This is a genomic window from Blautia sp. SC05B48, assembly GCF_005848555.1.
In the GTDB taxonomy this organism is placed as follows: Bacteria; Bacillota; Clostridia; order Lachnospirales; family Lachnospiraceae; genus Blautia_A.
Window position 1 is genome coordinate 215,693 of sequence record NZ_CP040518.1, and the last position, 25,953, is coordinate 241,645.

The 25,953-nt window shown below is 40.7% G+C and carries 23 protein-coding genes; 4 read left to right on the plus strand and 19 right to left on the minus strand.

The window, feature by feature from the left end; translation table 11 throughout:
- Positions 1–129 precede the first annotated feature (129 nt).
- The 3 genes from rfbA (at position 130) to rfbD (ending at position 3,084) form a co-directional block, all read left to right on the plus strand.
- Complete coding sequence (gene rfbA / locus EYS05_RS00905; RefSeq protein WP_015525711.1) at positions 130–1,026, plus strand: glucose-1-phosphate thymidylyltransferase RfbA; 897 nt, start codon at positions 130–132, stop codon at positions 1,024–1,026.
- A gap of 94 nt (positions 1,027–1,120) precedes the next feature.
- On the plus strand, positions 1,121–2,155 hold the full coding sequence (gene rfbB, locus EYS05_RS00910) for a dTDP-glucose 4,6-dehydratase (protein WP_015525710.1): 1,035 nt from the start codon (positions 1,121–1,123) through the stop codon (positions 2,153–2,155).
- Positions 2,152–3,084: a dTDP-4-dehydrorhamnose reductase gene (gene rfbD / locus EYS05_RS00915; RefSeq protein ID WP_092069245.1), complete on the plus strand. Its 933-nt coding sequence runs from the start codon at positions 2,152–2,154 to the stop codon at positions 3,082–3,084. Before rfbB ends, rfbD begins: the two co-directional genes overlap by 4 nt.
- A gap of 119 nt (positions 3,085–3,203) precedes the next feature.
- Here the strand turns inward: rfbD and EYS05_RS00920 are convergent, their stop codons facing one another.
- The 5 genes from EYS05_RS00920 to EYS05_RS00940 all read right to left on the minus strand — a co-directional run bounded on the left by EYS05_RS00920 (position 3,204) and on the right by EYS05_RS00940 (position 9,353).
- Positions 3,204–4,829: an LCP family protein gene (locus tag EYS05_RS00920; RefSeq protein ID WP_138276373.1), complete on the minus strand. Its 1,626-nt coding sequence runs from the start codon at positions 4,827–4,829 to the stop codon at positions 3,204–3,206.
- A 219-nt stretch (positions 4,830–5,048) separates the two neighbouring features.
- The gene (gene glmS, locus EYS05_RS00925) at positions 5,049–6,887 is read right to left on the minus strand and encodes a glutamine--fructose-6-phosphate transaminase (isomerizing) (protein WP_138276374.1); all 1,839 of its coding nucleotides are present in this window, start codon (positions 6,885–6,887) and stop codon (positions 5,049–5,051) included.
- An 81-nt stretch (positions 6,888–6,968) separates the two neighbouring features.
- Complete coding sequence (glmM, locus tag EYS05_RS00930) at positions 6,969–8,357, minus strand: phosphoglucosamine mutase (protein ID WP_138276375.1); 1,389 nt, start codon at positions 8,355–8,357, stop codon at positions 6,969–6,971.
- Between the two features lie 79 nt (positions 8,358–8,436).
- Positions 8,437–8,853 carry a hypothetical protein gene (locus EYS05_RS00935; RefSeq protein WP_138276376.1) on the minus strand — a complete coding sequence of 139 codons (417 nt, stop codon included), beginning with the start codon at positions 8,851–8,853 and terminating at the stop codon, positions 8,437–8,439.
- On the minus strand, positions 8,817–9,353 hold the full coding sequence (locus EYS05_RS00940; protein WP_138276377.1) for a hypothetical protein: 537 nt from the start codon (positions 9,351–9,353) through the stop codon (positions 8,817–8,819). Before EYS05_RS00940 ends, EYS05_RS00935 begins: the two co-directional genes overlap by 37 nt.
- A gap of 379 nt (positions 9,354–9,732) precedes the next feature.
- On the opposite strand from EYS05_RS00940, the gene EYS05_RS00945 reads away from it, so the two are divergent.
- Complete coding sequence (locus EYS05_RS00945; RefSeq protein ID WP_243119280.1) at positions 9,733–10,278, plus strand: Rpn family recombination-promoting nuclease/putative transposase; 546 nt, start codon at positions 9,733–9,735, stop codon at positions 10,276–10,278.
- Positions 10,279–10,295: 17 nt separating this feature from the next.
- Here the strand turns inward: EYS05_RS00945 and EYS05_RS00950 are convergent, their stop codons facing one another.
- The 14 genes from EYS05_RS00950 to EYS05_RS01015 form a co-directional block, all read right to left on the minus strand.
- Complete coding sequence (locus tag EYS05_RS00950; protein WP_138276378.1) at positions 10,296–10,862, minus strand: VanZ family protein; 567 nt, start codon at positions 10,860–10,862, stop codon at positions 10,296–10,298.
- A gap of 20 nt (positions 10,863–10,882) precedes the next feature.
- Positions 10,883–12,121, minus strand: a complete 1,239-nt coding sequence (locus EYS05_RS00955; RefSeq protein WP_138276379.1) for a nucleotide sugar dehydrogenase — start codon at positions 12,119–12,121, stop codon at positions 10,883–10,885.
- A gap of 19 nt (positions 12,122–12,140) precedes the next feature.
- Positions 12,141–13,004, minus strand: a complete 864-nt coding sequence (locus EYS05_RS00960) for a hypothetical protein (RefSeq protein ID WP_243119178.1) — start codon at positions 13,002–13,004, stop codon at positions 12,141–12,143.
- The gene (locus EYS05_RS00965) at positions 13,001–14,461 is read right to left on the minus strand and encodes a lipopolysaccharide biosynthesis protein (RefSeq protein WP_138276381.1); all 1,461 of its coding nucleotides are present in this window, start codon (positions 14,459–14,461) and stop codon (positions 13,001–13,003) included. Before EYS05_RS00965 ends, EYS05_RS00960 begins: the two co-directional genes overlap by 4 nt.
- 2 nt (positions 14,462–14,463) lie before the next feature.
- Positions 14,464–15,645, minus strand: a complete 1,182-nt coding sequence (locus EYS05_RS00970; protein WP_138276382.1) for a hypothetical protein — start codon at positions 15,643–15,645, stop codon at positions 14,464–14,466.
- 8 nt (positions 15,646–15,653) lie between these two features.
- Entirely contained in the window at positions 15,654–16,763 is a 1,110-nt protein-coding gene (locus EYS05_RS00975) for a radical SAM protein (RefSeq protein ID WP_138276383.1), read from the minus strand.
- Positions 16,764–16,765: 2 nt separating this feature from the next.
- A complete protein-coding gene (locus EYS05_RS00980; protein WP_138276384.1) occupies positions 16,766–17,815 on the minus strand; it encodes a polysaccharide pyruvyl transferase family protein in 1,050 nt (349 codons plus the stop codon).
- A complete protein-coding gene (locus EYS05_RS00985; protein WP_138276385.1) occupies positions 17,790–18,569 on the minus strand; it encodes a glycosyltransferase family 2 protein in 780 nt (259 codons plus the stop codon). Before EYS05_RS00985 ends, EYS05_RS00980 begins: the two co-directional genes overlap by 26 nt.
- Positions 18,570–18,579: 10 nt before the next feature.
- The gene (locus tag EYS05_RS00990) at positions 18,580–19,332 is read right to left on the minus strand and encodes a glycosyltransferase family 2 protein (protein ID WP_138276386.1); all 753 of its coding nucleotides are present in this window, start codon (positions 19,330–19,332) and stop codon (positions 18,580–18,582) included.
- 6 nt (positions 19,333–19,338) lie between these two features.
- On the minus strand, positions 19,339–20,022 hold the full coding sequence (locus EYS05_RS00995) for a sugar transferase (protein ID WP_138276387.1): 684 nt from the start codon (positions 20,020–20,022) through the stop codon (positions 19,339–19,341).
- Between the two features lie 25 nt (positions 20,023–20,047).
- Complete coding sequence (locus EYS05_RS01000; RefSeq protein ID WP_138276388.1) at positions 20,048–21,250, minus strand: DegT/DnrJ/EryC1/StrS family aminotransferase; 1,203 nt, start codon at positions 21,248–21,250, stop codon at positions 20,048–20,050.
- Positions 21,251–21,298: 48 nt separating this feature from the next.
- Positions 21,299–23,347: a polysaccharide biosynthesis protein gene (locus tag EYS05_RS01005; RefSeq protein ID WP_174235857.1), complete on the minus strand. Its 2,049-nt coding sequence runs from the start codon at positions 23,345–23,347 to the stop codon at positions 21,299–21,301.
- A gap of 265 nt (positions 23,348–23,612) precedes the next feature.
- On the minus strand, positions 23,613–25,031 hold the full coding sequence (locus tag EYS05_RS01010; RefSeq protein WP_138276389.1) for a sugar transferase: 1,419 nt from the start codon (positions 25,029–25,031) through the stop codon (positions 23,613–23,615).
- Positions 25,032–25,127: 96 nt separating this feature from the next.
- Positions 25,128–25,922 carry an immunoglobulin-like domain-containing protein gene (locus EYS05_RS01015; protein WP_138276390.1) on the minus strand — a complete coding sequence of 265 codons (795 nt, stop codon included), beginning with the start codon at positions 25,920–25,922 and terminating at the stop codon, positions 25,128–25,130.
- Positions 25,923–25,953 lie beyond the last annotated feature (31 nt).

Below are 25,953 nucleotides of genomic sequence, written 5' to 3' on the forward strand. Positions count from 1 at the left end.
CCAAAAATAAAAAATATGAAAAAAGCTCTTGAAGGTGACCTTGCGTCACCTTTTATAATACAGTTACAGTAACAAAGTTATGTGCAGGCACGACTTATGCTGCACATCATCACGCAAAGGAGAAAACATATGAAAGGAATTATTTTAGCCGGAGGCTCCGGAACACGTCTTTACCCGCTTACCATGGTGACCTCCAAACAGCTTCTGCCGATCTTTGACAAACCGATGATCTACTATCCTATGTCTGTTCTTATGAACGCAGGCATCCGTGATATCCTGATCATCTCCACCCCGCAGGATACCCCGAGATTTGAGGAGCTTCTCGGTGACGGCCATCAGTTCGGTGTCAACCTTACCTATGCTGTACAGCCAAGCCCGGACGGACTTGCTCAGGCATTTATCATCGGCGAGGAATTCATCGGCAACGATACCGTATGTATGGTCCTTGGTGACAACATTTTCGCAGGACATGGCCTCAAAAAGCGCCTGAAAGCTGCTGTAGACAATGCAGAAACAGGCAAAGGTGCCACTGTTTTCGGATACTATGTAGATGATCCGGAGCGTTTCGGCATCGTGGAATTCGACCAGAACGGAAAAGCTGTTTCCATTGAAGAGAAACCGGAAAAGCCAAAAAGCAACTACTGTGTAACCGGTCTCTACTTCTACGACAACAAGGTTGTAGAGTACGCAAAAAATCTGAAGCCAAGCGCAAGAGGCGAGCTTGAGATCACAGACCTGAACCGTATCTACCTTGAGAAGGGACAGCTGAACGTTGAGCTTCTGGGCCAGGGCTTCACATGGCTGGATACCGGTACACACGAAAGCCTTGTAGAGGCAACCAACTTCGTAAAAACCATGGAGCAGCATCAGCACCGCAAGATCGCATGCCTTGAGGAGATTGCTTACTTAAACGGCTGGATCACAAAGGAGGACGTGCTCAAGGTTTACGAAATCCTTAAGAAAAACCAGTACGGTCAGTATCTCAAGGATGTTCTGGACGGAAAATATCTGGACGCTCTTCACTGAGCCGATCTGTTTTTTAACACTGTATTTACCGGCGGGCTCCGTTCCGACGGAATCCGCATAAGATCAATCATTCATATTATAAAGGAGATTTTTTATGACAATCATTGTTACCGGCGGTGCCGGATTTATCGGAAGCAACTTTATTTTTCATATGATGGAGGCTCATCCGGACTATCGTATCGTATGCCTGGACTGCCTGACTTACGCAGGAAACCTTTCCACTCTTGCACCGGTTATGGACAAACCGAACTTCCGCTTTGTAAAGGAGAGCATCACAGACCGTGACGCTGTTTACAAGCTTTTTGAGGAAGAGCATCCGGACATCGTGGTAAACTTCGCAGCTGAGAGCCACGTAGACCGTTCCATCGAAAACCCGGAGGTATTCCTTGACACCAACATCAAGGGTACTGCTGTTCTCATGGATGCCTGCCGTAAATACGGAATCCAGCGTTATCATCAGGTTTCCACAGATGAGGTTTACGGAGATCTTCCTCTTGACAGACCGGACCTCTTCTTCACAGAGGAAACTCCGATCCATACAAGCAGCCCGTACAGCTCCTCCAAAGCAGGTGCTGACCTTCTTGTTCTCGCATACCACAGAACCTACGGCCTGCCTGTGACCATCAGCCGCTGCTCCAACAACTACGGCCCGTATCACTTCCCGGAAAAGCTGATCCCGCTGATGATCGCCAACGCTCTGAACGACAAACCACTCCCGGTTTACGGAAAGGGTGAAAATGTCCGCGACTGGCTCTATGTTGAGGATCACTGCCGTGCCATCGACCTGATCATCCACAAAGGACGTGTAGGCGAGGTTTACAATGTAGGCGGACATAACGAGATGAAAAACATCGATATCGTAAAACTGATCTGCAAGGAGCTTGGCAAACCGGAAAGCCTGATCACACATGTAGCAGACCGTAAAGGCCATGACATGCGCTACGCTATCGACCCGACCAAGATCCACAACGAGCTTGGATGGCTTCCTGAAACAAAATTCGCAGACGGAATCAAAAAGACCATCAAATGGTACCTTGACAACAAGGAATGGTGGGAAACCATCATCTCCGGTGAGTATCAGAACTACTACGAAAAAATGTATGGAAACCGCGAGGAGGTTAAAGCATGAGATTTTTCGTAACAGGTGTTGGCGGCCAGCTTGGCCATGACGTAATGAATGAACTGTCCGGCCGTGGACATGAAGGCGTAGGAAGTGACATTGCTCCTTCCTACAGCGGCATCGCTGATGGTACTCCTGTTACCACCATGCCTTATGTGCAGCTTGATATCACAGATAAAGAAGCGGTAGCAAAAACCATCCGTGAGGTAAAGCCTGATGCAGTGGTACACTGTGCCGCATGGACAGCCGTAGACGCTGCAGAGGACGAGGAAAACCGTGAAAAGGTACGTCTTGTCAATGTTGTAGGAACACAGAACATTGCGGACATCTGCAAGGAGCTTGGCATCAAGATGATGTATATTTCCACAGACTACGTTTTTGACGGCCAGGGAACCACACCATGGGATCCGGACTGCAAGGACTACGCTCCACAGAACGTATACGGTCAGACCAAGCTTGACGGTGAACTGGCAGTATCCGGCACTGTAGATAAATTCTTTATCGTACGTATTGCATGGGTATTCGGCAAAAACGGCAAGAACTTTATCCGTACTATGGTAAATCTGGGAAAAACCCATGACAAGCTTACCGTAGTCAGTGACCAGATTGGAACTCCGACCTACACCTACGACCTTGCACGTCTTCTGGTAGACATGGTCGAGACAGAGAAATACGGCTACTATCACGCAACCAACGAAGGCGGCTTCATCAGCTGGTATGATTTCACTAAAGAGATCTTCCGCCAGGCTGCTGCCCTCGGCCACAAGGAATACGAAAAAGTAGAGGTATCTCCTGTCACAACTGCAGAGTACGGCGTTTCCAAGGCTGTACGTCCATTCAACAGCCGCCTGGATAAATCCAAGCTTGTAAAAAACGGCTTCCAGCCACTTCCAACATGGCAGGATGCCCTGGAAAGATATCTGAAAGAGATCCTGTAAAAAAAATCCATCGGTGATCGCCGGTGGATTTTTTTCGTTCTGTTTCTCATGAAAAAACAGCCGGTGGAAAGTTTTACGCTTCCCCGGCTGTTCTTATGCTAAAATTTAATAATTTTATCTTACTGCTGTGCAACAGTTCCGTCTGCACTCTGGGCATCTGCTGTGCCATTCTGTGTGGCATCTGCAGTCTCACCCTGCGCTTCTGCTGTACTTCCCTCTGCAGCTGCCTGTGCATCATTATCCGTAGCTACTGCCGCTGATGTTGCACTGTCTGCCTCCTCCTGGGAAACAGTCTCTCCGTCACGAACCTTCTTCATCATGGCCTCTGCCTTCTGAACAGTAGACTCATCCGGAATCATAACGTAAGCCTTCTGACTCATAGAATACGGCTTCTGTGTGTCACCGGTACCATTTACACTGTAGCTTACGATGTTCCAGTCACCGCCGTTGTTCAGCTGCTGCTGGAGCAGTCTGGCGATCTCCTCGTAGGAGATATTGGTCTCAAAGCATCCCTGGATGCTGGAAAGAACGGAAGAATAATTCTTCAGAAGCTCCGGTGAAAGAGCCTTGTTGATCACACCCTTGATCACAGCCATCTGGTTCTTGCCACGCTGACGGTCGCCCTCTTTAAAGGCATAACGCTCACGGCTGAATACCAGAGCCTGCTCACCGTTCAGGTAGTTCTCTCCCTGATTGAAGTGATATCCTGTCTCATTCTTGGAATCAAAGTCATAGTCAGAATAAACGGTAACTCCGCCAAGCGCATTGATCAGCTGCTCAAATCCTGCAAAGTTGATACGGAAATAATAGTTGACATCCTCGTTGTAAAGCATTCCCAGAGTATCCATACATACATTGATACCATAGATACCTGCATGTGTCAGCTTATCTCTCTGTCCGCCTGAAATAGAAAGCGGTACAAAATAATCACGAGGTGTAGAAACCAGAAGCACCTGTCTGGTAGCTGTATTTACCGTAGCAATGATATTGGAATCGCTTCGGCTCTTTGCAACAAGGCCGCTACGGCTGTCGATACCACTGATAAAGATGGTATATACAGAACCGCCATTGGTATTCTCTTCTACCTTCGCCTCTGTCTCCTGCGGCTCAATGGTCGTCTCCACCTTCTTCACAGTCAGCTCTCTGATCCTGGAAGAAATATCGGAATATCCATCCATCTCTTCAATAACGCTTAAATATGCGCTGTTCAGCACGATCGCACCTGTCTGTCCGTTCAGAAGACCGTCAACCAGCTCTGTAAGTCCTGCAAACTCCTGGACCTGCACGGTCTTGCCTGTCTCGGAATCCACCTCCTGGATAGCCTTGTCAGAATTGGCTCTGTCAAGATCTGTCAGCACACCATACACATAATCTGCTGTAGCCCCTATGGAATCTGCAGAATCATCTGCACGGACATAAATGCCGACCTCCGTAATCTCTGTGTTCACACCGGAAATCCCTGCCAGTGTGGAATGTGTCTTATAAACATACATACTTCCGAGAATGAATACTGCTGCAAAGATTGCTGCAAGGATCACTCCCACTACAAATCTTATCTTACCATCCGTACTCCATACAAGCGCTCCGACGATCACGACCAGAACCAGCATTACCAGTCCGATCACTGCAATGAACTTCGTCGGGATCACCTTCATATTCAGAAGCATGACCGCAAATACGATCGCTGTGATCAGAACCACAAGCGTCACGATCAGCCCTGGGATATGTTTTCCCATTTTTCTCATATGCAATCCTCCATTTTTGCTGGTACAGAAAATATTCCATATGGACACTCTCTGTACAGATTCAAATATCCTAATCATTTTACGCTTTTTTACTGATAAAAGCAAGAAATATCGTAAATCGCCAAATGCAAAAACAGTTCCGTGATATCATGATTCTTTTATGCTCTCACGATGTCACGGAACTGCCGCTAAAATGTTCCTTCTGTAAAATGGATCTCCTTATTCCACGGTAACACTCTTGGCAAGATTTCTCGGCTTATCCACATCCAGACCTTTATTTACACTGACATAGTAGCCCAGAAGCTGCAGCGGGATCACTGCCAGCGAAGTTGCAAAATGCGGATCTGTTTTCGGGATATAAACCGTAAAGTCAGCAGTATCCTCGATATTATAGTTTCCAAACGTAGTAAGCCCCATCAGATATGCCCCGCGGCTTCTGCACTCCACCATATTGCTGACTGTTTTCTCATAAAGCTCCGGCTGTGTCAGGATACCGATCACAAGAGTGCCGTCCTCGATCAGGGAAATGGTGCCATGCTTCAGCTCGCCAGCCGCATACGCCTCAGAATGGATGTAGCTGATCTCCTTCATCTTAAGGCTGCCCTCAAGGCTGATGGCATAATCGATCCCTCTTCCGATAAAAAAGATATCCTTTGCATTGGCCTGCTTGGAGGCAAACCACTGAAGCCTTTCCTTATCCTCGATGATCCTGCTGATCTTGTCCGGAAGTGTCTTCAGTTCCTTAATGTAGGACTCACACTGCTCCTCTGAGATCTTTCCGCGGACCAGTGCCATCTGCAATGCCAGCACATAGGAAGCGATCAGCTGTGTACTGTACGCCTTGGTGGTAGCGACCGAGATTTCCGGTCCTGCAAGTGTGTAAAATACATGATCCGCCTCTCTTGCAATGGAAGAGCCCACCACATTGACAATAGCCAGCGTGCGGATCCCCTTCTCCTTACATTCCCGAAGTGCAGCCAGACTGTCCGCAGTCTCACCGGACTGACTGATGATCACTGCCAGGCCATCAGGATCCAGAAGCGGCTTCCGGTAACGGAACTCCGAAGCAAGCTCCACACGCACCGGAAGACCTGCCAGATCCTCGATCACATACTGTGCAGCCATTCCCACATGGTAAGCAGAGCCGCAGGCCACGATATAAACCTGGCTGATGCTGCGGATCCTCTCATCATCCAGACCGATCTCTGTCAGATCCAGCTTGTCCTCCCGGATAACAGAATTCAGTGTATCTGCAACTGCTTTCGGCTGCTCATGGATCTCCTTCATCATGAAATGCTCAAAACCGGCTTTCTCCGCCGCCTCTGCATCCCACTCAATGATCTTAGGCTCCTTCTCGATCTCCTCACCATCCAGATTGTAGAAAGTGATCTCACCCGGTTTTACACATGCCAGTTCCAGATTTCCGATATAATAAACATTTCTTGTATACTTCAGGATCGCAGGAACATCCGATGCGATATAGGATTCTCCATTCTCCACCCCCAGGATCATAGGGCTGTCTTTTCTCGCTACAAAGATCTCTTCCGGATAATCACGGAACATCATTGCCAGCGCATAGGAACCACGGATACGCACCATGGCATGACGCACTGCCTCAACCGGAGATCCGCCGTATTTCTGGTAGTAATAATCCACCAGCTTCACAGCAACCTCCGTATCTGTGGAAGAATAAAAAGAATATCCCCTGCGGAGAAGCTTCTCCTTCAGCTCCTGGTAATTCTCGATAATGCCGTTATGCACAGCTGCCACATTTCCGTTATCACTGACATGAGGATGGGCATTGACCTCTGATGGCTCTCCATGAGTTGCCCAGCGGGTATGACCGATTCCGCACATACCCGGAACAGATTCACCTGCGTTTGTTTTCTCCAGAAGAACCTTCAGACGCCCCTTCGCCTTAATGATCTCGATATCCTTTTCCCCGTCACGCACTGCGATGCCGGCGGAATCATATCCTCTGTATTCCAGTTTGGAAAGCCCGTCCAGAAGGATGGGTGCTGCCTGATGCCTGCCTGTAAAACCTACAATTCCACACATGATTTTTTTCTCCTCTTATTGCATTTTTATATTCTTCTGACTGCTCCGTTCTTCAGACACCTGCGGTCTGCATCCAGGACATTACTCTGCCACATGCCCCTTCTTACGGACGATCTCAACCACCTGATCCACATATTTTCTGCAAAGCTCCTCGCTCTCTGCCTCTACCATAACACGGAGCAGGGGTTCTGTGCCGGATTCTCTCACCAGGATCCTTCCGGTGTCTCCAAGCACCTCAGCCACACTCTCTACTGCTGCCTGCACATCCACATCTGCCTGCGCCGCTGCCTTGTCATGGACACGCACATTCTCAAGAACCTGGGGATAGATTGCCAGATCAGCGGTAAGCTCACTGAGCTTTTTCTTCCTTGCCATTATAACTTCCATCATCTTCAGACTTGTAAGGATACCATCCCCGGTAGATGCATACTTGGAAAAAATAATGTGCCCGGACTGCTCACCACCAATACGGCAACCATTCTGCATCATATATTCATAAACATATTTATCCCCTACTGCCGTCTTCGCATAATCGATATCAAGAGCATCAAAAGCCTTGTAAAGGCCAAAATTGGACATTACCGTAGTTACAACTGTATTGGTGAGAAGCTTTCCGCGCTCCTTCATATAACGGCCGTACACATAAAGGATCGCATCCCCGCTGACCACATTTCCCTTCTCATCCACACAGAGACAACGATCCGCATCTCCGTCGTAGGCAAATCCAACATCCAGCCCCTTCTCCACTACAAGCTTCTGGAGACCCTCGATATGGGTGGAACCGGCATTGTTATTGATATTGGTACCATCCGGCTCAGCATTGATCACATAAGTCTTCGCTCCCAGCGCATCAAAAACCGCCTTTGCGATATTCCATGCACTTCCGTTGGCACAGTCCAGACCAATCCTCATTCCCTTAAAGGAATATACTCCCAGGGAGATCAGATATCCTATGTAACGGTTCCGGCCTGCCGAATAATCCACCGTCCTGCCGATCTCACCGCCCTTTGTAAAAGGAATCTCATGCCATTTTTGTCCGAACAGCTGAAGACGATCATCCAGATAATCCTCCACCAGAGCGATGATCTCCTCTTCCATTTTCTCACCCTGGCCATTGATCAGCTTGATCCCGTTATCATAATAGGGATTATGGCTGGCAGAGATCATAATACCACAGTCAAAGCCATCGGTACGGGCAACATAAGCCACAGACGGCGTTGTTGTCACGTGGAGAAGATAAGCATCCGCTCCGGACGCCACCAGTCCGCCAACCAGCGAATACTCAAACATATAGCTGGAACGTCGGGTATCCTTGCCGATCACGATCCTGGCTGCAGCCGTCTCTCCGGCCCTCCTGCGCAGTTCATTATAATACCATCCCAGAAAACGCCCGATCTTAAATGCATGATCCGCCGTCAACGAAACACCCGCTTCTCCACGGAAGCCATCTGTACCAAAATATTTTCCCATTTCAGTTCTCCTTTGTGTGTTAATATTTATAACTTATCTCATATATGGTTGTGTCATACAGGGTTAATCAGAATTGTTCTTATCTTTGATTGATTTTACAACCTCGCAACTTTTCAATATATTTTTGTATATATTCCGAGTGTATCTCGTAATATTCTCCCACATCTGGAAGCATTGATCCCGAAAATGTTTGCGAATCATATTCTTCTACGCCAAGTATATTGCTATTTTCTTCTATAAATGTCTTATAAATTCTTTTACCTAAACGGAAAGTACGTTCCATTGTATTGCGATTTTCCAACATATCCAACAATTCATCAGATTCTATTTTCCGATATATATATATTCCGTTGTAGGAATCATATGTCATAACCAAATATCTATTATTCTTATCATCAATACATACAAGGAGTACAGGTTCTATCCCCACAACCAGTTCCTCTTCTACATATAATTTACCTATTCCCCTGATTTCGTCCCAATATTCTTCTGGCATAGTTCGTCCACCTCTATGATTTTGAATTCACTGCTAGCTGAATCAATTTTATCTTCGAATAAATACCAATTATGATGTGTTTTTCCCTCTTGAAAATCTGCTGGTCCATACTGACATTTCATGATTCCTCTGACTATTCCAAGAGTTGGTCTTCCAGGATTCGGAATATGTAGCGCCTTGATCAACTGCATCGGATCTTCATTAACTGAAACACCGCACATTTGAAATGTCGATTTCCTGACAGGACGATCATACAACTCTGCTTCATCCAGGTTTCCCAGAAAATCATCTCTCTCAATTCTATTCTCTCGATGAATTCCTCTATATACAATTATGTCCGCATATTCTTTGGATATACTTTTAAAAAATTTATCTCTTACCCTTGAGTCTTTTAACATCTCATGCAACTTTGTCGGAAACCGTTTTATATATTCCTCGGATGCCTCTTCCTGCTGTATCTGAACTGTGCTTTTCTCCATAAGAACATCATTTTCTAGCATGATCTGTATCTCACCCCTATTTTTTCTTACAATGCTATATATAATTCGTGCTTTCAGAGTAGCACAATACGCTCTTTTTGTCTATTGATTTATTTCGACTCCGTTCGACAAACATATCCGCTTTACCTGCGAAGCTCTGAAGCTTTTTCACAAAAATCCTCTTTCCAAAAGCAATAAACTATGTTACCTTGAAAATGGATCAGATGATAAAATAACTCTGATCACATAACAAGATCGAAGGTGGTGAAACCTATGGGTACAAAGGATACCATCACCAAAGATTACATGGCTGACAACCCACAGAGAAGCAAAACAATGGCCCTCCACATCCGGAGAATATCTCACCGGCTTCTACAAAGATGACCGGCTGATTCCGGTCATCACCGTAGTCGTATACTTCGGCTCCGATACCTGGAAAGCTCCCAGGAGCCTCCACGAAATGCTCTCTGTCCAGGATCCCGAGATTCTTTCTCTGGTCCCAGATTACCGGATTAATCTCTTCTCACCTGCCGAGATAAAGGATGAAGAACTTAATAAACTTCAGAGTAATCTAAGAGAAGTCATGCTCTTCATCAAGTATGCCAAAGATAAACGGAAACTTAAGGAGCTCACATCCGAGAACTCCAGTTTCCAGTCACTCGAGCTCAAAGCAGCCCGGGTCATTGACTCCATAACCGGTATCAACTTACGTTTCACAGAAACAGAAAGGAGCGTTAATATGTGTCAGGCTGTTCAGGAAATGTGTGATGACGCACGCGCAGAAGGTCATGCCTCCGGACTATCCGAAGGTCACGCCCAAGGCCTTCAGGACCAGGCTCTACTCACTGCGCAACGCATGCTGCAGGATCCCAGGTTCTCGCCGGAGGATATCAGCAGATTCTCAGGACTTCCACTTGAGGATGTTTTGAAATTGCGGGAGAAATGATGAATTTGAGAAAATGCTCAGGAAGCGTGAAGCTTCCTGGGCATTTTAAATTTCTTTAACATTCTCAGCCAGCACCAGGAACCCAAAACAGCTCCCATCATACATCCAATCCCATTGTGGATAATATCATCAAACTCAAACAATCCTCGAAAAGTAATCAACTGCAATAGTTCTATCACAAACGATGTTCCCATTCCAATCATCAAACCTCTTTTCCAGCTGATTCTCTTATTCAAAGCAACTGGCAATAAACAGCCATACGGCATCAATAATATGCAATTTAGAATATTTTCCTTCAGCATCTCATTGTGATGATATACAAAAAGTGCTTTCCAGGACCAGAATATATGAAGTTCATATTGAGGATATGCCTGTGGAATGCGGGTAAAAACTGTAGATTCCAATACTGTCCAAATATATATATAAATTGCGACATATGCCAGACTTTGTGAAAAACTAATTCTGTTACTTTTGTATGACTGTTTTATGATCCGGCTAAAACACGATAAAAGTACGAAAAACCAACAAACCCCAGTTATTCCCCAACTAGGATTTTGCTTAGTAATTGTTTTATAAATATCCATTTAAATTTATAACTTATCTTTCAATCTCTGTAAAAGATATCTCTTGTATATACTCGTTCTTTTACATCATCCAGACATTTATCATATCTATTTGCAATAATTGCCTGACTCTGCTCTTTAAATGCCTCAAGATCATTTACGACTTTGCTTCCAAAAAATGTTGTTCCATCCTCCAATGTCGGTTCATAAACAATAATGGTGGCACCCTTGGCTTTAATGCGCTTCATCACACCTTGTATAGAAGACTGACGGAAATTATCTGAATTTGATTTCATTGTAAGACGATATACACCAATTACAACTTCTTTTTCCATAGAAGCATCATATGTATTCTCATCTCCATAAGCATAATATCCTGCTTTCTGCAAAACACGATCTGCTATGAAATCTTTTCTTGTTCTGTTAGATTCAACGATTGCTGACATCATGTTCTGCGGAACATCTGCATAATTTGCCAGCAACTGCTTTGTGTCTTTCGGTAAGCAATATCCACCATAACCAAATGACGGATTATTATAATGTGATCCAATTCTTGGATCAAGACACACACCGTTAATGATCTGCTGTGTATTCAACCCTTTCATTTCGGCATATGTGTCAAGCTCATTAAAATATGATACTCTAAGAGCCAAATATGTATTAGCAAATAACTTCACTGCTTCCGCTTCTGTAAATCCCATAATCAAAGTATCAATATTCTCTTTAATAGCACCTTCCTGTAATAATCCGGCAAATGTATTCGCAGCTTTTACAAGTCTAGCATTTTCAACATCTGTTCCCACAATAATTCTGGATGGGTACAGATTATCATATAATGCTTTTGACTCTCGTAAAAATTCTGGACTGAAAATGATATTATCACAGTGAAATTTTTCTCTAATACTTGCGGTATACCCTACCGGAATTGTAGATTTTATTACCATAATTGCATCCGGGTTATATTCAATAACCAGCTTAATTACAGCTTCTACCGCTGATGTATCAAAAAAATTTTTCTTACTGTCATAGTTTGTAGGTGCAGCGATAACTACAAAATCCGCATCTTTATATGCTGTTTCTGCATCTAACGTAGCTGTCAGATTTAACTGTTTTTCCTTTAAATACTTTTCAATATACTCATCCTGAATTGGACTGATTTTTTTATTAATCTTTTCTACCTTTTCTTGGACTATATCAACTGCCATTACCTCATGATGCTGCGATAATAATGTTGCAATGGACAAGCCAACATATCCTGTTCCGGCTACTGCTATTTTCATTGTATTTTTCCTCTTTTAATTACTGGTAATTTTCTTTAGTTTGTATCTTATTTAAAAAATATATATTAACTTGATTAACTGACGTTTCAGCGTCATGATAATAACCATCATTAAGTACGTACAACACATCATCAACAATTGTAATCCCTTCAATTGCATATGAATCTTTCAATACATACAATGGTTTAGCTCTATTTGTTTTCAAGTCAACTGTATAAATATAGCTATCTCCGTGATAGTCTGCACCTGCTGAAAAATATATCAAATCATTTTTTTCGTCTAAAAATAATTGATCTTGTCCTTTTATATGGATTTTAACTGTTTTTTGTACTACACCATCATATGAACAATTATATAAATAATTATTTGTCAAAATCCAAAGCGTATTACTCCTACTATCATTTGCAATGCCAGATGGTTCTTTTATATCAAAATATCCTATTTCATTTCCTTTTTCATCTATATGACGAACTTTATTTTCTCCATAAGAACATAACCAAATAGTTCCATCTATTGACTTAGTAACTCCTTGTATATCTCTCATATTCTCAAACTTTAAATAACAAGGTATATCTCCTTTAATAATCGAAAAATCCTTTTCAACTATTTCGATAGAAGCCTGGAAAGTTTTATCGTTAGGCTTATATTTACCTGCATTCCCTATAAAAAAGTACTCTTCTTCTTTATCCCAATAAAGCCCTGTACACGTAAATCCTACATTGTTTTTTTCTTTGTCCGGTAATTTTAATATCTTATTTGCATATATTTTGTCACATTTCTCTTGTTCAATTTTTATTCTAATACGTGGTAAAATTATATATCCTACTATAAAAAGTATTATGAGAAAAAATAACATAAAAATTAATTGTTTTTTCTTTTTCATACTTTCTTTCCTTTTCTCAGTTCTGGTATCCATTTTTTCCTTGTTGCAACCAACAGTACAAACATCATTAAAACCAACAAATATCTAGCAACTGCATTTTTATATACAGCAACCATAGCCAATGCCAAAATACTCGTACCTATAAGTATTGTCATTTGCAATTTTGTATTAAAATATTTTTTCATTTGTATCTCATTATTAATACATTCTTTTCTTGCTAATACAAAATATAAAATCATGACTATTAAATAACTTACTAATGACGTGTATCCACCAGCAACATATCCAAAAATCGGAATAAAAATAGCATTTAAAATTATATTGCACACTGCTGCAAATACTGACGCAAACAAAATAAATTTTGTCTTTTTATAGTAAAACAAGACATTTACATATTGTTGATATATATACATAACAATAACACTGATTGCTAATGGCGGCATAACCCATATTGCCTCTAAATATTTTTTTCCCCCTAAAATCAAAATAATTTCTGGAGCCATCACAATTTCCGCAATAGCACAAAAAGCAACTATAATTGTCCCGACTGTTATCAATCTACTTTTATCTTTCGACGAATCATTTAACTTTAATTCCTTAAACAGCCATGCCTGTAAAGATAAATTCAACGCACCACTTATAACAAAAATGACCATAGCTGCACTATATGATACACTATATAAAGCAGCATCTTCATAACCATCAATTTTTTGTATCATCAAACGATCCGAATGATTTAATAATATCATCGATAAGTAATATGGCATCAATGGCAAATTATATTTCAATGCATCTATTGCGTAGTCTTTTTTCCATAATGTGGATGTTCCTTTATAATTTGATATAAAAAACGGAATTGCAACACCTAACTGGATTACTGTCCTTGTAGCCACAACATAAAATATAGGATTATCCAAATTAAGGAAAACAGTTAATGCACCAACGATAGGTCCGATAAGACCATATACAATTATTGCAAATAACATTTTCTTATATTGGTTATCAACTCTTTGTCTTGATGACCACAATCCGAAACTGATAGTTCCTATAAAAGAACATATCATCAGTATACTTAATGTGGTCCGTATTCCTGTAATATAATTAATGCCCTTGTGAAACATTAAATATATTAACGTCCAAATCGCAATCAATACAATACTCAATGATTGCATAGTTGCTGTATATGTTGTCCTATTTTCATCGTCCCTTACTAATCCTGCGACATAACCATTGCTGTATATCCTCAATGTTATAATAATCTCAAATATTTCTAGCCAGGACATAAATATACTATATATTCCATATTCCTCAGTAGCTAAGTAATGTGTCAGTATAATCATTACCAACCAAGGCGCAATTTTTTGTATTATATTTCCCACTGCATACCAAGACGCAGCTTTCATTTCTACTGACATATCTCTATATTTTTTTATGATTTTTTTAAGAAAAAATTTCATATCTAACTCACTTCTATTGACTGATAAATCTTGCTATTTCCAAAAAAGAAAATAGCAATAAAAATAGTTGATAAATAATGAATCCATATGCTTGATCCTGTCATTCCGATGCCTATATAACATAGCAGCATAAAATACATAAATTTTTTACACTTTAAAGGTGCAATATACTTTATCGTTTTTGCACGAATCAATGTAATTCCAAGAATAATGATAGTCCCCCATATTCCGAAAAATATTAAAAATTGTAAAACAACATTATGTGCATAATAATATTCACCCGAAGTAATATATAGCGGAATTCCAAATCCTCCTGGCAAACCGACTCTACCTCTTATATACTCTACACATGCCGTATAAATATAATCTCTATTAGTCAAGTATATCTCATTGCTTTTTATTTGATTTATCAACAAAGTAACACTTCGAGATTGCATTCCATATTGTGCTAGTTTTTGGCTTACCCAATATAAAATATCTATTAAATTGTTTAGCAAAATATATGCCGCTACTACCAGTCCTACAATAATTATTAGTTTCTTCCATAACTTTATTTTACCTGAATATACATATGCAAATAAAATCATGCACGCTGATATTACTGCCGACATACGTCCACCCAAAATTGCAGTCACAAGAATATTAATGGCTACATTAATATATAGCCATTTTCTTTTTTCAATTCCCTGAAACACCATGTAAGAACCAATAAATACATTTGGTACGCATATACTTGTAAATATTGAATAATGCACTAGCCCTTGTTTAAGTAAGACAACCGCAACTAATACTAATGGTAAATTTAATTTAGAAAATTTCCACCATTTTTCAACAAATATTCGTAAATCAAATATATTATTTGAAACACACAAGCATGGAACTGCTATGCCAACCAACGCTTGTATACCTTCTATAAATACATAATACTGATAAGACACTGCCATATAATTAATGATTATCGCCAAACAAAAAATAAACAAAAATGTAAGCACACGTTTATTCATGCTCATTGTCGCTCCTATTGCTATTATCGCAAGCATCATATAAATTATATATTCATATAACGATGAAATTTTAAAAGTGTTTTCTAAAATATTCGCAAAGTATGGAACATAAATATATATTACCAATATAATTGCAAGTATTGTACTTTTCTGTTTTATATTTCTTTGTCCATTACTCATATCGCACCTTACTTCTTGTGTTTTCTTATAACTTTATTATATATTTCTTTCCAGTCATACAATGCCGTTTTGAAAAATATAAACGGATACTTTCTTTCATAACTATTCTTTTTCTCTTCATCCCATACTTCATTGTTATCAGCTAATTTTTGTGAAAATGCATCTTTAACTTCTTTCGATAACCATTCTCTACCATCTTCACATACTCTGTTACGAATGTCAGCGTATGTTGGTGTTTCTAATTCTGGAATTACTCCCAAGGTTAAAAATGCATGACCATTATAACAATATGGCTGCCTGCAATGTTTTCCCACTGGATTAAAGATTATTGGTTGTTCAGGATTGTTAAATATATTTTGATTACTAAGCTGTCCATAACATGGCTTAGATGCCCCTGTTCCCAAATCAACATACAAAGTCCAAACTCCCGCATAACAAAAATTATCTATTTTTTTCTGAAAAATATCCAATTTGAAATCAAACATTGTAGAATCAAATTTTCTCCAAACAGACTCATACTCTTTTCTTGACATAGATGTCAAAAGATCTTTTTTCTCCGTCAAATCATTTCGTCCTACTGTAATTTGACATGCTGCTCCTAGTTCTAATTTACAAAGATTTATAATTTCATCAATATCATCAATCAATCCATCATATGGCATTAACTCAACAGTAAACGAACATCCCTTTTCCCACATCTTTTTCACATTTGAAAAGTATCTATCTAGCCATCCTTTTTTCTTTAACTCAGCATAGTGGAAAGAGAATTTGAATTCCAAATGCTCTAACAAATTTCTTGGAAACTCAGCAATTTCATCAAATCGACTTGTCAATGTTCCATTTGTTACAACCTCTAAAAAATGCCCTTGTAATAATAATTGATAAATATATTGCGGCATTTCTTTTGGAATAAGTGTTTCCCCTCCTCCCGTTAGATTTATAATACAAGTACCTCCTAACCTTTCTTTTGAAAGACATTTGCCAACATGCTCTGGAGTATATAAAAATTTAGCTGCTCCTTTTTCATTTTCTTTCAACGCTGAAATATAACAATATTCACATTTAAGATTACAATTCTTAATTGGTACATTGATAACTAACAATCTTTTAATTTTCATATTTAATCCTTTCGTATTACGTCTGCCATTTTTTCAAAATAGTTTAGCAATTTTTCTCTATTATATTTTTTATGTTCCCATATAGTTGTTCTTTCTAATTTCTCAAGCACTTCACTTAAAGAATTAGCTCTTACAATCATATTTGTATCGTCAAGCCAATCTGCCACTCCAAAAACTTTACCTGTTTTATTATTTAAAACAATGCATGGAGTCCCATTTAATACAGAAAACAGCATTGCATGTAAACGATCTGTTATAGTAACTTCCGCATTTTCAAAAGTTTCCCACGACTTTTGCAACTCACTTATTCGCTTTCTTAAAACAACTGGCGATTTTATAACAGTACTAACTTTTCTAATATTATAATTTTGTTTTATTTTTTCATAAAAATCATCAATATTTTCTTGCTCAGATTCGCAATCCTCTCGAATACATACATTTATCACTTTCTCATATCCAGTACATTTTTCCCTTGTTATTATATTTTTTCCATACAAAACCATATCTGGCACTAAATATATATTTGAGTTTCCTGTAAATTCAAATTTTTGTTTTATAAAATTGTAAGACTTTCTTTCTCTTACAAATATATGTAAATTACTATGTCTTTTTAATATTTCATTTGTTATTCTGTATTCCTTCTCTCCCAGTTCATCTGAAGTATAATATACTGTTTGTGGAAGAATAATAATCTTATTATTTGGATAGTTTTGCACAATTTCACGTATAACACATTCATTATGTATCCATAAATTTCCCATCCATCCACCACCCGAAATTACAACTAAATCTTCAGGCGTTACTGTATTTTTTATTATTTCTTTTTGTGTATGATACATAGGCATCAATATTTCAAAATAGTCATAATCTGAAAAAAAATCTTCAAAAAAATATTGTTCTTGAATTGCGATTGCATGATCTCCCAAGTTGCCATGCATAGGCGTTCCAAATAAAAAAATCTTTTTATTTTTATTTAATCTTAATTTTTTTATTGCCGAGCGCCATCCAGGATAAGCTACTGACAGTTTAATTTGTTCTTTTAAAATATTCATTATATCCCTCAAAAAAGTATTTAAAATTCTTTTCTTTTTTTAGCACCAAATCTCTAAGTAAAACTAATAAGCAAATAAATATATTAAAATTCTTTCCATAAACTGCCCCTTTAGCAATAATTTGTTTGTTACTACTACCATTTTCTTTCTTTTTATGATAAACCGTTACCTCTGGTATATAAAAAATTGCATTTTTTTCATAATTACTTAAAAGGAAATCCACTTCTTCTCCACATACAAATTCGCCTCCCAAACCTAAACGTTCATCAAATTTTTTATTCATCACTAAATCTTTCTTGAATGCAACTTCAATAGACGATTTTGACATGAGCTGTAATTTGTTTCTTACATACTCTTCGTTGGAAGTATAATTTTTATATGAAATATTTTTTTCTGGATCAAAAATCTGTGATAATACAATTATCGCACTTTGTCTTTTTTCAAACGCATTTACAATAATTTCAAATGCATTTGTAGGATACCAACAATCATCATCGGATAATACTACTATCTCGCCTGATGCCTGCTCTAATCCTCTATTTCTAGCTCGTGATAGTCCTTTTACACTCATTTCAATTTGCTTTATATCCAAATTACCATATTTACAAATTATATCTTTTACAATTTCATGATTATCCTGCGTTACAAATATAATTTCAAAGTCTTTATATGACTGTTTTTCCAATGTTTCTAATAATCGTCTAATTTCCTTTTCTCTTTTTCCTAACGTAGGAACTAATACTGATATTTTCATATTTACTTCCTTACTTAATTTTTAACAATTTAATCACACACCAATATGCAATATGAAAAATACTTCTAACTATACTAAGATGTTCTATATTTCTATATAAAATCCAATGATATTTAATCACTTTGAATTTATTACTTGAAATAGAATTCTGTCTTATTCGATATTTCATAAGCACCGATTTCATACCATAAATGTACTTTTCTTTTTTTAACATTCGAAGCCACAAAGCATCATCGTTTCGTTTTCTAATATTAGGTACTTCAAATTTCCCCATCTTTTCTACGTTGTACATAACCGTAGAATTTCCTACCGGACAATCTAAAAGCACTCGATTATAATCAGCCTTTGGTACTGTCTTTATAATTTTATTTAATAATTTCCCATTTTCATCAATTTGTTCATACGCTGTACAAGAAAATGCAACATCATGCTTTTTCATAAATGCTAATTGCTTTTTCAATTTTTCTTCTGTCCAAATATCATCAGAATCCAAAAAAGCCATATATTCCCCATTTGCCAATTCCATTGCCTTAGTTCTTGCAACGGCAGCTCCAGAATTATTTTTCAAACAAAAATATTTTATTCTACTATCTTCTTTTATATATTTATCGACAATTTCTTTTGTATTGTCTGTCGAGCAATCATCAACAATAATCATTTCCCATTGCTGATAAGTTTGTGCCTGAACAGATTCAATTGTTTCCCCTATAAATTTCGCACAATTATATGTTGGCGTAATAACTGACACTAATCCTTTTTCCATATTCTCCTACCTAACCACCGCTATAACAGTTTTAATCATTGTTTCTATTTCCCGGATAAAACTGAATTTCTTAATACTTTCCAGATTATATTTCATCTTCTCTGGAAGGATTTTTTCTATGTAAACTTTATCTACATCATCTGCCTTATCCAACAGTTCTGCCTCATCTTTATAAAGGATGCTCGTCTCTGATGTCACACCTGCTGGTAGAAGCAATGTTGCCATCATTTCCGGAGTATAATGTTTTACATAATGCACACTTTCCGGGCGGGTACCTACCAGTGACATATCACCGGCCAGAATATTAAGCAGCTGTGGTATCTCATCAATACGATATTTCCGAATCATAGCACCAATTTTTGTGATTCTATTATCATTTGATACCGTTACCTGCGTTCCGATTTTATCCGCATTTGCTACCATTGTCCGGAATTTAAATATCTTGAATTTCTTTCCATACTGGGTAACTCTCTCCTGACGGTAAAATACTCCACCTTTTGAATCTGTCACAATCAGAATTGAAATGATGAGCAGCAGGGGAGAAAGTATTACAAGCATAATAGAGGATGCAATCACATCAAAAATTCTTTTTAATGCCAGGCTTACTTTTTTCTTTTTCAGTCTTTCATAATATGGACGGACAGCTTCTGTCCGCATACTCTTTGGCAGTTTATCCCATTCTCGTAACATAACAATCTCCCATCTCAATCTATTTTTATAAATGCTCCCCTACAATTTTGCAATACTGTTCAATCACATATTTCACTTCTTCATCTTTGAGTCTTGTATGCAGCGGCAATGTAATCTCATTTTCAAATCGCTTATAAGCATTCGGGTAATCCTTAATGTCAAATCCCATATTTTTATAAGCAGTCATCATTGGCAGTGGTTTGTAATGTACGTTGCAGGCAACACCTTTTTCTGCCATTTTGACGATAATCTCGTGTCTCTGCTCCAGAGCGATCCCCGGGATCCTGGTGATGTACAGGTGTCCGGAGGACTGATGCTCTTCGTTGTAATGATCCAGTACTTCGATGCCAAGTGGTTTAAATGCTGCATCATATCTGCTGATGATTTCTTTTCTTCTTGCAAGCAAAGCTTTATACCGTTTCATCTGCGCCAGTCCGATTCCGGCAACTACATCGGTCATATTACATTTAAACCAAGGTCCGATAATGTCATACTCCCATGCTCCAAGCTGCGTTTTGGCAAGGGCATCCTTTGACTGACCATGAAGTGATAACAGCTGATATTGATGATAGATTTCTTCATTATCAATTCCTTCGATATCTCTCCATGCCACAGCGCCGCCTTCCGCTGTTGTAAAGTTTTTCACTGCATGGAAGCTGAAGTTTGAAAAATCCGCAATGCTGCCCACTGGTTTTCCATGCCAGGTCGCACCAAATGCATGTGCCGCATCTGCCATTACAATGACTCTTCCGATTGCTTCCTGAAGCTTATTGTCTGGATGGAAAAGCTTCTTTTTCTCTTCTACGATAGAGAAAATCCTGTCATAGTCGCATGGCACTCCGCCAAGATCCACCGGAATGATCACTTTTGTTTTTTCTGTAATAGCTTCTGCCAGCTTGCTATAATCCATTTCCAGAGAATCTTTCTGTGTATCAATCAAAACAAGTTTTGCACTGACATGGCACACCACAGATGCACTTGCAGTATAGGTGTAAGCACATGTGATCACTTCATCTCCTTCACCAATTCCCAGAAGACGTAATGTCATTTCCGCACATGCTGTCTGTGAATTCAGGCAGACTGCACGGCTGGTACCACACAGATCCGCTACTTCTCTTTCCAGTTCTTTTGTTTTCGGTCCTGTGGTGATCCATCCAGATCTTAAAGCTTCTGCTACCTGTTCGATTTCTGCCTCTGTAATATCTGGCGGTGAAAATGGGATTTTCATTTTTTCAACACTCCTTCGTTTTCTTATATGTAAATTATTGATCAGTTATCAATTCTTCTCCGCAGCCACAGCCGCCTCACTCATCAGCTCCTCATACACCTTCTTATGCAGCTTCAGGTCGGAATCCGCAGAGTGATAGGTCGGTACGATCGCGGCTACAATGTCTCGGATCTTTTCGCTGTTGGCGGAGCCGTATGCTGCCAGGACTTCCAGCTGTTTGAAGAATTCCTGTACGTCCATTTCGATGGGTTTGCCGATGTGGATGAGGTCGTTTGGAGTTTTCTCCATGCCTTCCTCGGCCATCAGCTTTTCTTCGTAGAGCTTTTCGCCCGGGCGGAGACCGGTGTAGGTGACTTTAATGTCTACATCCGGTGTGTAGCCGGAAAGCTTGATCAGGTTTCGGGCAAGGGTGTCGATCTTTACCGGGGCGCCCATGTCCAGGACGAAGATCTCGCCGCCTTTGGCGTAGGTTCCTGCCTGGAGGACAAGGCTTACGGCCTCCGGGATGGTCATAAAGTAACGGATGATGTCCGGATGTGTGACAGTGACAGGACCGCCTTTTTCAATCTGGCGCTTGAACAGCGGGATCACGCTTCCGTTGCTGCCGAGAACGTTTCCGAATCGTACAGCTACGAATTCTGTGCCGGTTCCTGCTTCCGGTGCAGGGTTCTCACTTACATATGCCTGGCCTTCGTTATCGTGAAGTGCATCCAGGGTATCCTTTCTGTGTCCGCCAAGTCGTGGCAGCCAGTCGGTGTGTCCGTTGTGGCTGACCATGTTCATGCTCTGGACTACCATTTCGCAGAGTCGTTTGCTGGCGCCCATGATGTTTGTCGGGTTTACGGCCTTGTCGGTACTGATCAGCACAAATCGCTGACAGCCGTTCATCATTGCCGCATACGCAGTCTTATAGGTTCCTACCACATTGTTCTTGATCGCCTCACAGGGGCTGTTCTCCATCAGCGGCACGTGCTTATGTGCGGCTGCATGATATACGATTTCCGGCTTGTAGGTTTCAAATACCCAGTTGATCCTTTTGCTGTCACGGACGGAGCCGATCAGTACCTTCAGGTTCAGGTTCGGATAACTGGCCTTCAGCTCCTGTTCAATGTCGTAAGCATTATTTTCATAAATATCGAAGATCACCAGAAGCTCCGGCTCATGACCTGCGATCTGACGGCAGAGCTCGCTTCCGATGGAGCCGCCGCCTCCTGTTACCAGGATCCTTTTGCCCTTCAGATACTGAAAGATTTCTGACATGTTGACTTTGATGGTGTCTCGTCCGAGAAGATCCTCCACTGCTACTTTTTTCATCTTGCTCAAGGATACTTCTCCGTTTACAAGCTGATATACACCCGGAAGCTGCTTCAGCTCGCACCCGGTTTCCTTGCAGATGTTCAGGATATCCCGCTTCTGATGCGGTGTTGCCGTCGGGATTGCAAGAAGGATCTGATTGATATGATACTTGTCCACATTGAGAAAAATATCGTCTCTTCCGCCTACCACCGGAACTCCTTCCATGTATCTTCCCCATTTATTCGGATTGTCATCGATCAGGCAGCGTACTCTGGAATTGGTTTCCTTTGCATTCTGAAGCTCCCGGACAATGGTTCTTCCCGCTTCTCCTGCACCGATGATCATCACGTTTTTGCTCCGCTCCTCACGCTCACTCTTTTCTCTGCGGTTCCGCTCAAGAAGTACAAAACGATAGGAGAAACGTACGCCTACAGTCAGGAAAAACTGCAGCATGATACCGATCAGATAATAGGAGGCGGGCATCCGTTCCCAGAAGATCGTGATACCCGCAATATGCAGAACGCCTGTGATCACAGTTGCTACCGTGATCTTGATCAGCTCATGGAAGCTTGCGAAACGCCATACACTGTTATACAGATGCATGCATCCGAACACTGCCAGAATGATAATGGTATAGATTGGTGCAAAACTCCTCCATGCAGCAAAATAATCTGTGGGGATCAAGGAATACCGAAAATCGAATCTCACCAGCAGCGCCATAAAATAAGAAAAATTAACAGCTATCACGTCATAGATGATCAGATATATCGCAATTACTTTCCAATGTTCTAACTTCTTCATACTTCCTCCGGTCTGTCTTACTGTTTCTGCATAATCCCTGATGTATTCTTCCTGCTCTTTGTCTTCTGTCTGCTTTTCTCTGGGACTTTGTTTTGCCAGTGCCAGAAGCAGGACCAAGAACGCGAGAAGTACTACGATCAGCATGATCAATAAAATCTGCATTTTTAACTTCCTCTTTTATATTTATAACTTATCTAATTTATTTTTATCCCCGGACTGCACCTCCGCAGTCCGGGTCATTATATTCAATCTCAATATGTATTGATCATTTCGCGCCGCTTCCGCGGAAAACGACCATAACTGTCTTAACCAGGATCTCAATGTCCAGCTTCAGACACCATTCGGCAATATACTTCGTATCAAGCTCTACGACTTCCTCGAAATCCGTGATATCACTTCGGCCGCTTACCTGCCACATACCGGTAAGTCCCGGCTTGATGGCCAGACGTTTGCGATGGTGAAGCTCATACTTCTCCCACTCATCCATTGTCGGCGGTCTGGTTCCTACAAGGCTCATATCTCCTTTCAGAATATTCCAGAACTGCGGAAATTCATCCAGGGATGTCTTTCGGATAAAATGTCCTACTCCTTTGATGATTCGTGGATCATCATCCATTTTGAACATCATTCCGTCTTTTACGTTATTCTGTTTCATTAGTTCTTTTTTGCGTTCTTCTGCATCCATATACATGGAGCGGAATTTATAGATCTTGAACGGACGACCGTTCTTTCCCATGCGGACCTGTGAAAAAAATGCAGGACCCGGAGATTTGATCTTGATGGCCGGAACCAGAAAGATCGCTGCGATTCCTGTAAAAAGACAGCCTACCAGACCGCCTGCTATATCCATGGCTCTCTTAACAAACATCTGGCGCGGCGTTACAATGTGGATACTGCTGGAAAGCACGGTATATCCACCAAGCTCCTCCACCACCTGGTTCTTGCCAAGGGATTTCATGGTTGCCAGTCTCATATGGATGACAACTCCCATTGCAGAACAATCCTTGATCATCTGCTCCGGGATCGGAATTTGCTTAGGTACTGCAAAAAATACTTCGTCAATCCAGTTCTTATGGATATAGGAGATCATATCCTCCTTCCCGGCTACTACCGGAACTCCACAGACGGATGCTCCCTTCCTGTCACAATCCATAAAAACAATTCCTGCCAGATGATAGGTTCCGTAATTATTCTTGCGGATGGTTTCCACCACATTGTCTGCATCTTCACTGACTGTAACGATCAGCAGAGATCGTTTCTCGCTTTCTTCGTATCTGCGATCCTTCAGGAATTTCTTCAGTGCCTGTCTGCCGCAATAGCTGAAGCAGGTATAAAGCACATAGGTGATCAGCAGGATCATTCTGGAATAATTGTTTCCAATTCTTAAAAGAAACATATATGCCAGAACCAGAAGGCAGACCAGTGTACACTGTTCAAAGGTTTTCTTCAGTTCCACCAGCATTCCTCTTCGCAGAACTCCGCTGAAGCTCTCATTAAAAAATGTGACCATCAGCTGGATAAGAAACATCACCACTGCCACATTTCGGTACAGCTCAGTCTCGTATGGCTGATCGATCCCGTTTCGGATCCAGTATGCAAGTACAAACGCAAGCTGCAGACACAGCATATCGCAGATCGCAAAATCCGCATGTTTTACCCAGCTACTGTTTTCTTTTTGATACATATCCTTTTATACGCCTTCCCTCGCTTACAGTATGTTATACTGTGTTTATTTTACCCCCCCCCCGGTATTTTGAAGACCAAGGAGGGGTATCATGCACTATTTTACAACAACAGTCAGTACGGCTCCGTTGGAGCTGTTTCCACTGTTGTCGACTACATAATATGTAAGCTCGTAAGTTCCCGGTGCGGCTGTATTTACATCACCGGTGATCTGGATTTTTTTGAAAAGATCACTGGTTGAGTCTGTATCATCCTGGATATCCTTTACGTAGCTTAATTTATCCAACGTAGTTCCTACTGGTACCTCTACGTAATAGGTAGTCAGATACATCTTTGGATCCTGCGGAGAGAGCTGCTCGATCTTGTCTTCCTGTGTCTTCTGCGCCTGTTCCTCCGGGGTCAGTTCTCCTTCTGTGGAATCTCCGCTTTCAGCATCTGTGCTGTCTGCCTCTGTCCCATCCTGCATATCTGTCTCTTCTACCGGCTCTGTGGTGTCTGTGGAATCTCCGTCCTCTGGGAGTCCATCATTATCGATCAGTCCCAGCTGCGGATTTTCGGCGCTGCCGTCCTGAGCCTCCATGGTAAATTCTTTTTTTGTTACATTGTTGTTTTTGTCTTTTGCAACAAAGATAACGGAAACCTGTTTTCCGTCGTTCTTCGGATATATGGTTTCTACGGTAAGAGAATCTGTAACATCTCCGTCCCTGTCATCCTGTGCCTTTACACCCTTCAGAAGATCTTCTTCTGTCATATCGGATATATAATTTGTATCTTTTCCCTCTTCAAATGTGATCTTCGGTCCTTCATTATCCTCAGAGCTCTTCATGTATACTACACCGGCTCCCATACCAAGGCAGATGACCACTAATAAAAACACAAAAAATTTCTTCATATTTTTGCTGCTCCCGGCCTTTCCCAACACT

What these genes read in the sequence shown, in the direction of transcription:
- rfbA (WP_015525711.1), top strand. Translation starts at nt 130, where the DNA reads ATGAAAGGAATTATTTTAGCCGGAGGCTCCGGAACACGTCTTTACCCG.
- rfbB (WP_015525710.1), top strand. Translation starts at nt 1,121, where the DNA reads ATGACAATCATTGTTACCGGCGGTGCCGGATTTATCGGAAGCAACTTT.
- rfbD (WP_092069245.1), top strand. Translation starts at nt 2,152, where the DNA reads ATGAGATTTTTCGTAACAGGTGTTGGCGGCCAGCTTGGCCATGACGTA.
- EYS05_RS00920 (WP_138276373.1), bottom strand. Translation starts at nt 4,829, where the DNA reads ATGAGAAAAATGGGAAAACATATCCCAGGGCTGATCGTGACGCTTGTG.
- glmS (WP_138276374.1), bottom strand. Translation starts at nt 6,887, where the DNA reads ATGTGTGGAATTGTAGGTTTTACAGGCAGGCATCAGGCAGCACCCATC.
- glmM (WP_138276375.1), bottom strand. Translation starts at nt 8,357, where the DNA reads ATGGGAAAATATTTTGGTACAGATGGCTTCCGTGGAGAAGCGGGTGTT.
- EYS05_RS00935 (WP_138276376.1), bottom strand. Translation starts at nt 8,853, where the DNA reads ATGCCAGAAGAATATTGGGACGAAATCAGGGGAATAGGTAAATTATAT.
- EYS05_RS00940 (WP_138276377.1), bottom strand. Translation starts at nt 9,353, where the DNA reads ATGCTAGAAAATGATGTTCTTATGGAGAAAAGCACAGTTCAGATACAG.
- EYS05_RS00950 (WP_138276378.1), bottom strand. Translation starts at nt 10,862, where the DNA reads ATGGATATTTATAAAACAATTACTAAGCAAAATCCTAGTTGGGGAATA.
- EYS05_RS00955 (WP_138276379.1), bottom strand. Translation starts at nt 12,121, where the DNA reads ATGAAAATAGCAGTAGCCGGAACAGGATATGTTGGCTTGTCCATTGCA.
- EYS05_RS00960 (WP_243119178.1), bottom strand. Translation starts at nt 13,004, where the DNA reads ATGAAAAAGAAAAAACAATTAATTTTTATGTTATTTTTTCTCATAATA.
- EYS05_RS00965 (WP_138276381.1), bottom strand. Translation starts at nt 14,461, where the DNA reads ATGAAATTTTTTCTTAAAAAAATCATAAAAAAATATAGAGATATGTCA.
- EYS05_RS00970 (WP_138276382.1), bottom strand. Translation starts at nt 15,645, where the DNA reads ATGAGTAATGGACAAAGAAATATAAAACAGAAAAGTACAATACTTGCA.
- EYS05_RS00975 (WP_138276383.1), bottom strand. Translation starts at nt 16,763, where the DNA reads ATGAAAATTAAAAGATTGTTAGTTATCAATGTACCAATTAAGAATTGT.
- EYS05_RS00980 (WP_138276384.1), bottom strand. Translation starts at nt 17,815, where the DNA reads ATGAATATTTTAAAAGAACAAATTAAACTGTCAGTAGCTTATCCTGGA.
- EYS05_RS00985 (WP_138276385.1), bottom strand. Translation starts at nt 18,569, where the DNA reads ATGAAAATATCAGTATTAGTTCCTACGTTAGGAAAAAGAGAAAAGGAA.
- EYS05_RS00990 (WP_138276386.1), bottom strand. Translation starts at nt 19,332, where the DNA reads ATGGAAAAAGGATTAGTGTCAGTTATTACGCCAACATATAATTGTGCG.
- EYS05_RS00995 (WP_138276387.1), bottom strand. Translation starts at nt 20,022, where the DNA reads ATGTTACGAGAATGGGATAAACTGCCAAAGAGTATGCGGACAGAAGCT.
- EYS05_RS01000 (WP_138276388.1), bottom strand. Translation starts at nt 21,250, where the DNA reads ATGAAAATCCCATTTTCACCGCCAGATATTACAGAGGCAGAAATCGAA.
- EYS05_RS01005 (WP_174235857.1), bottom strand. Translation starts at nt 23,347, where the DNA reads ATGAAGAAGTTAGAACATTGGAAAGTAATTGCGATATATCTGATCATC.
- EYS05_RS01010 (WP_138276389.1), bottom strand. Translation starts at nt 25,031, where the DNA reads ATGTATCAAAAAGAAAACAGTAGCTGGGTAAAACATGCGGATTTTGCG.
- EYS05_RS01015 (WP_138276390.1), bottom strand. Translation starts at nt 25,922, where the DNA reads ATGAAGAAATTTTTTGTGTTTTTATTAGTGGTCATCTGCCTTGGTATG.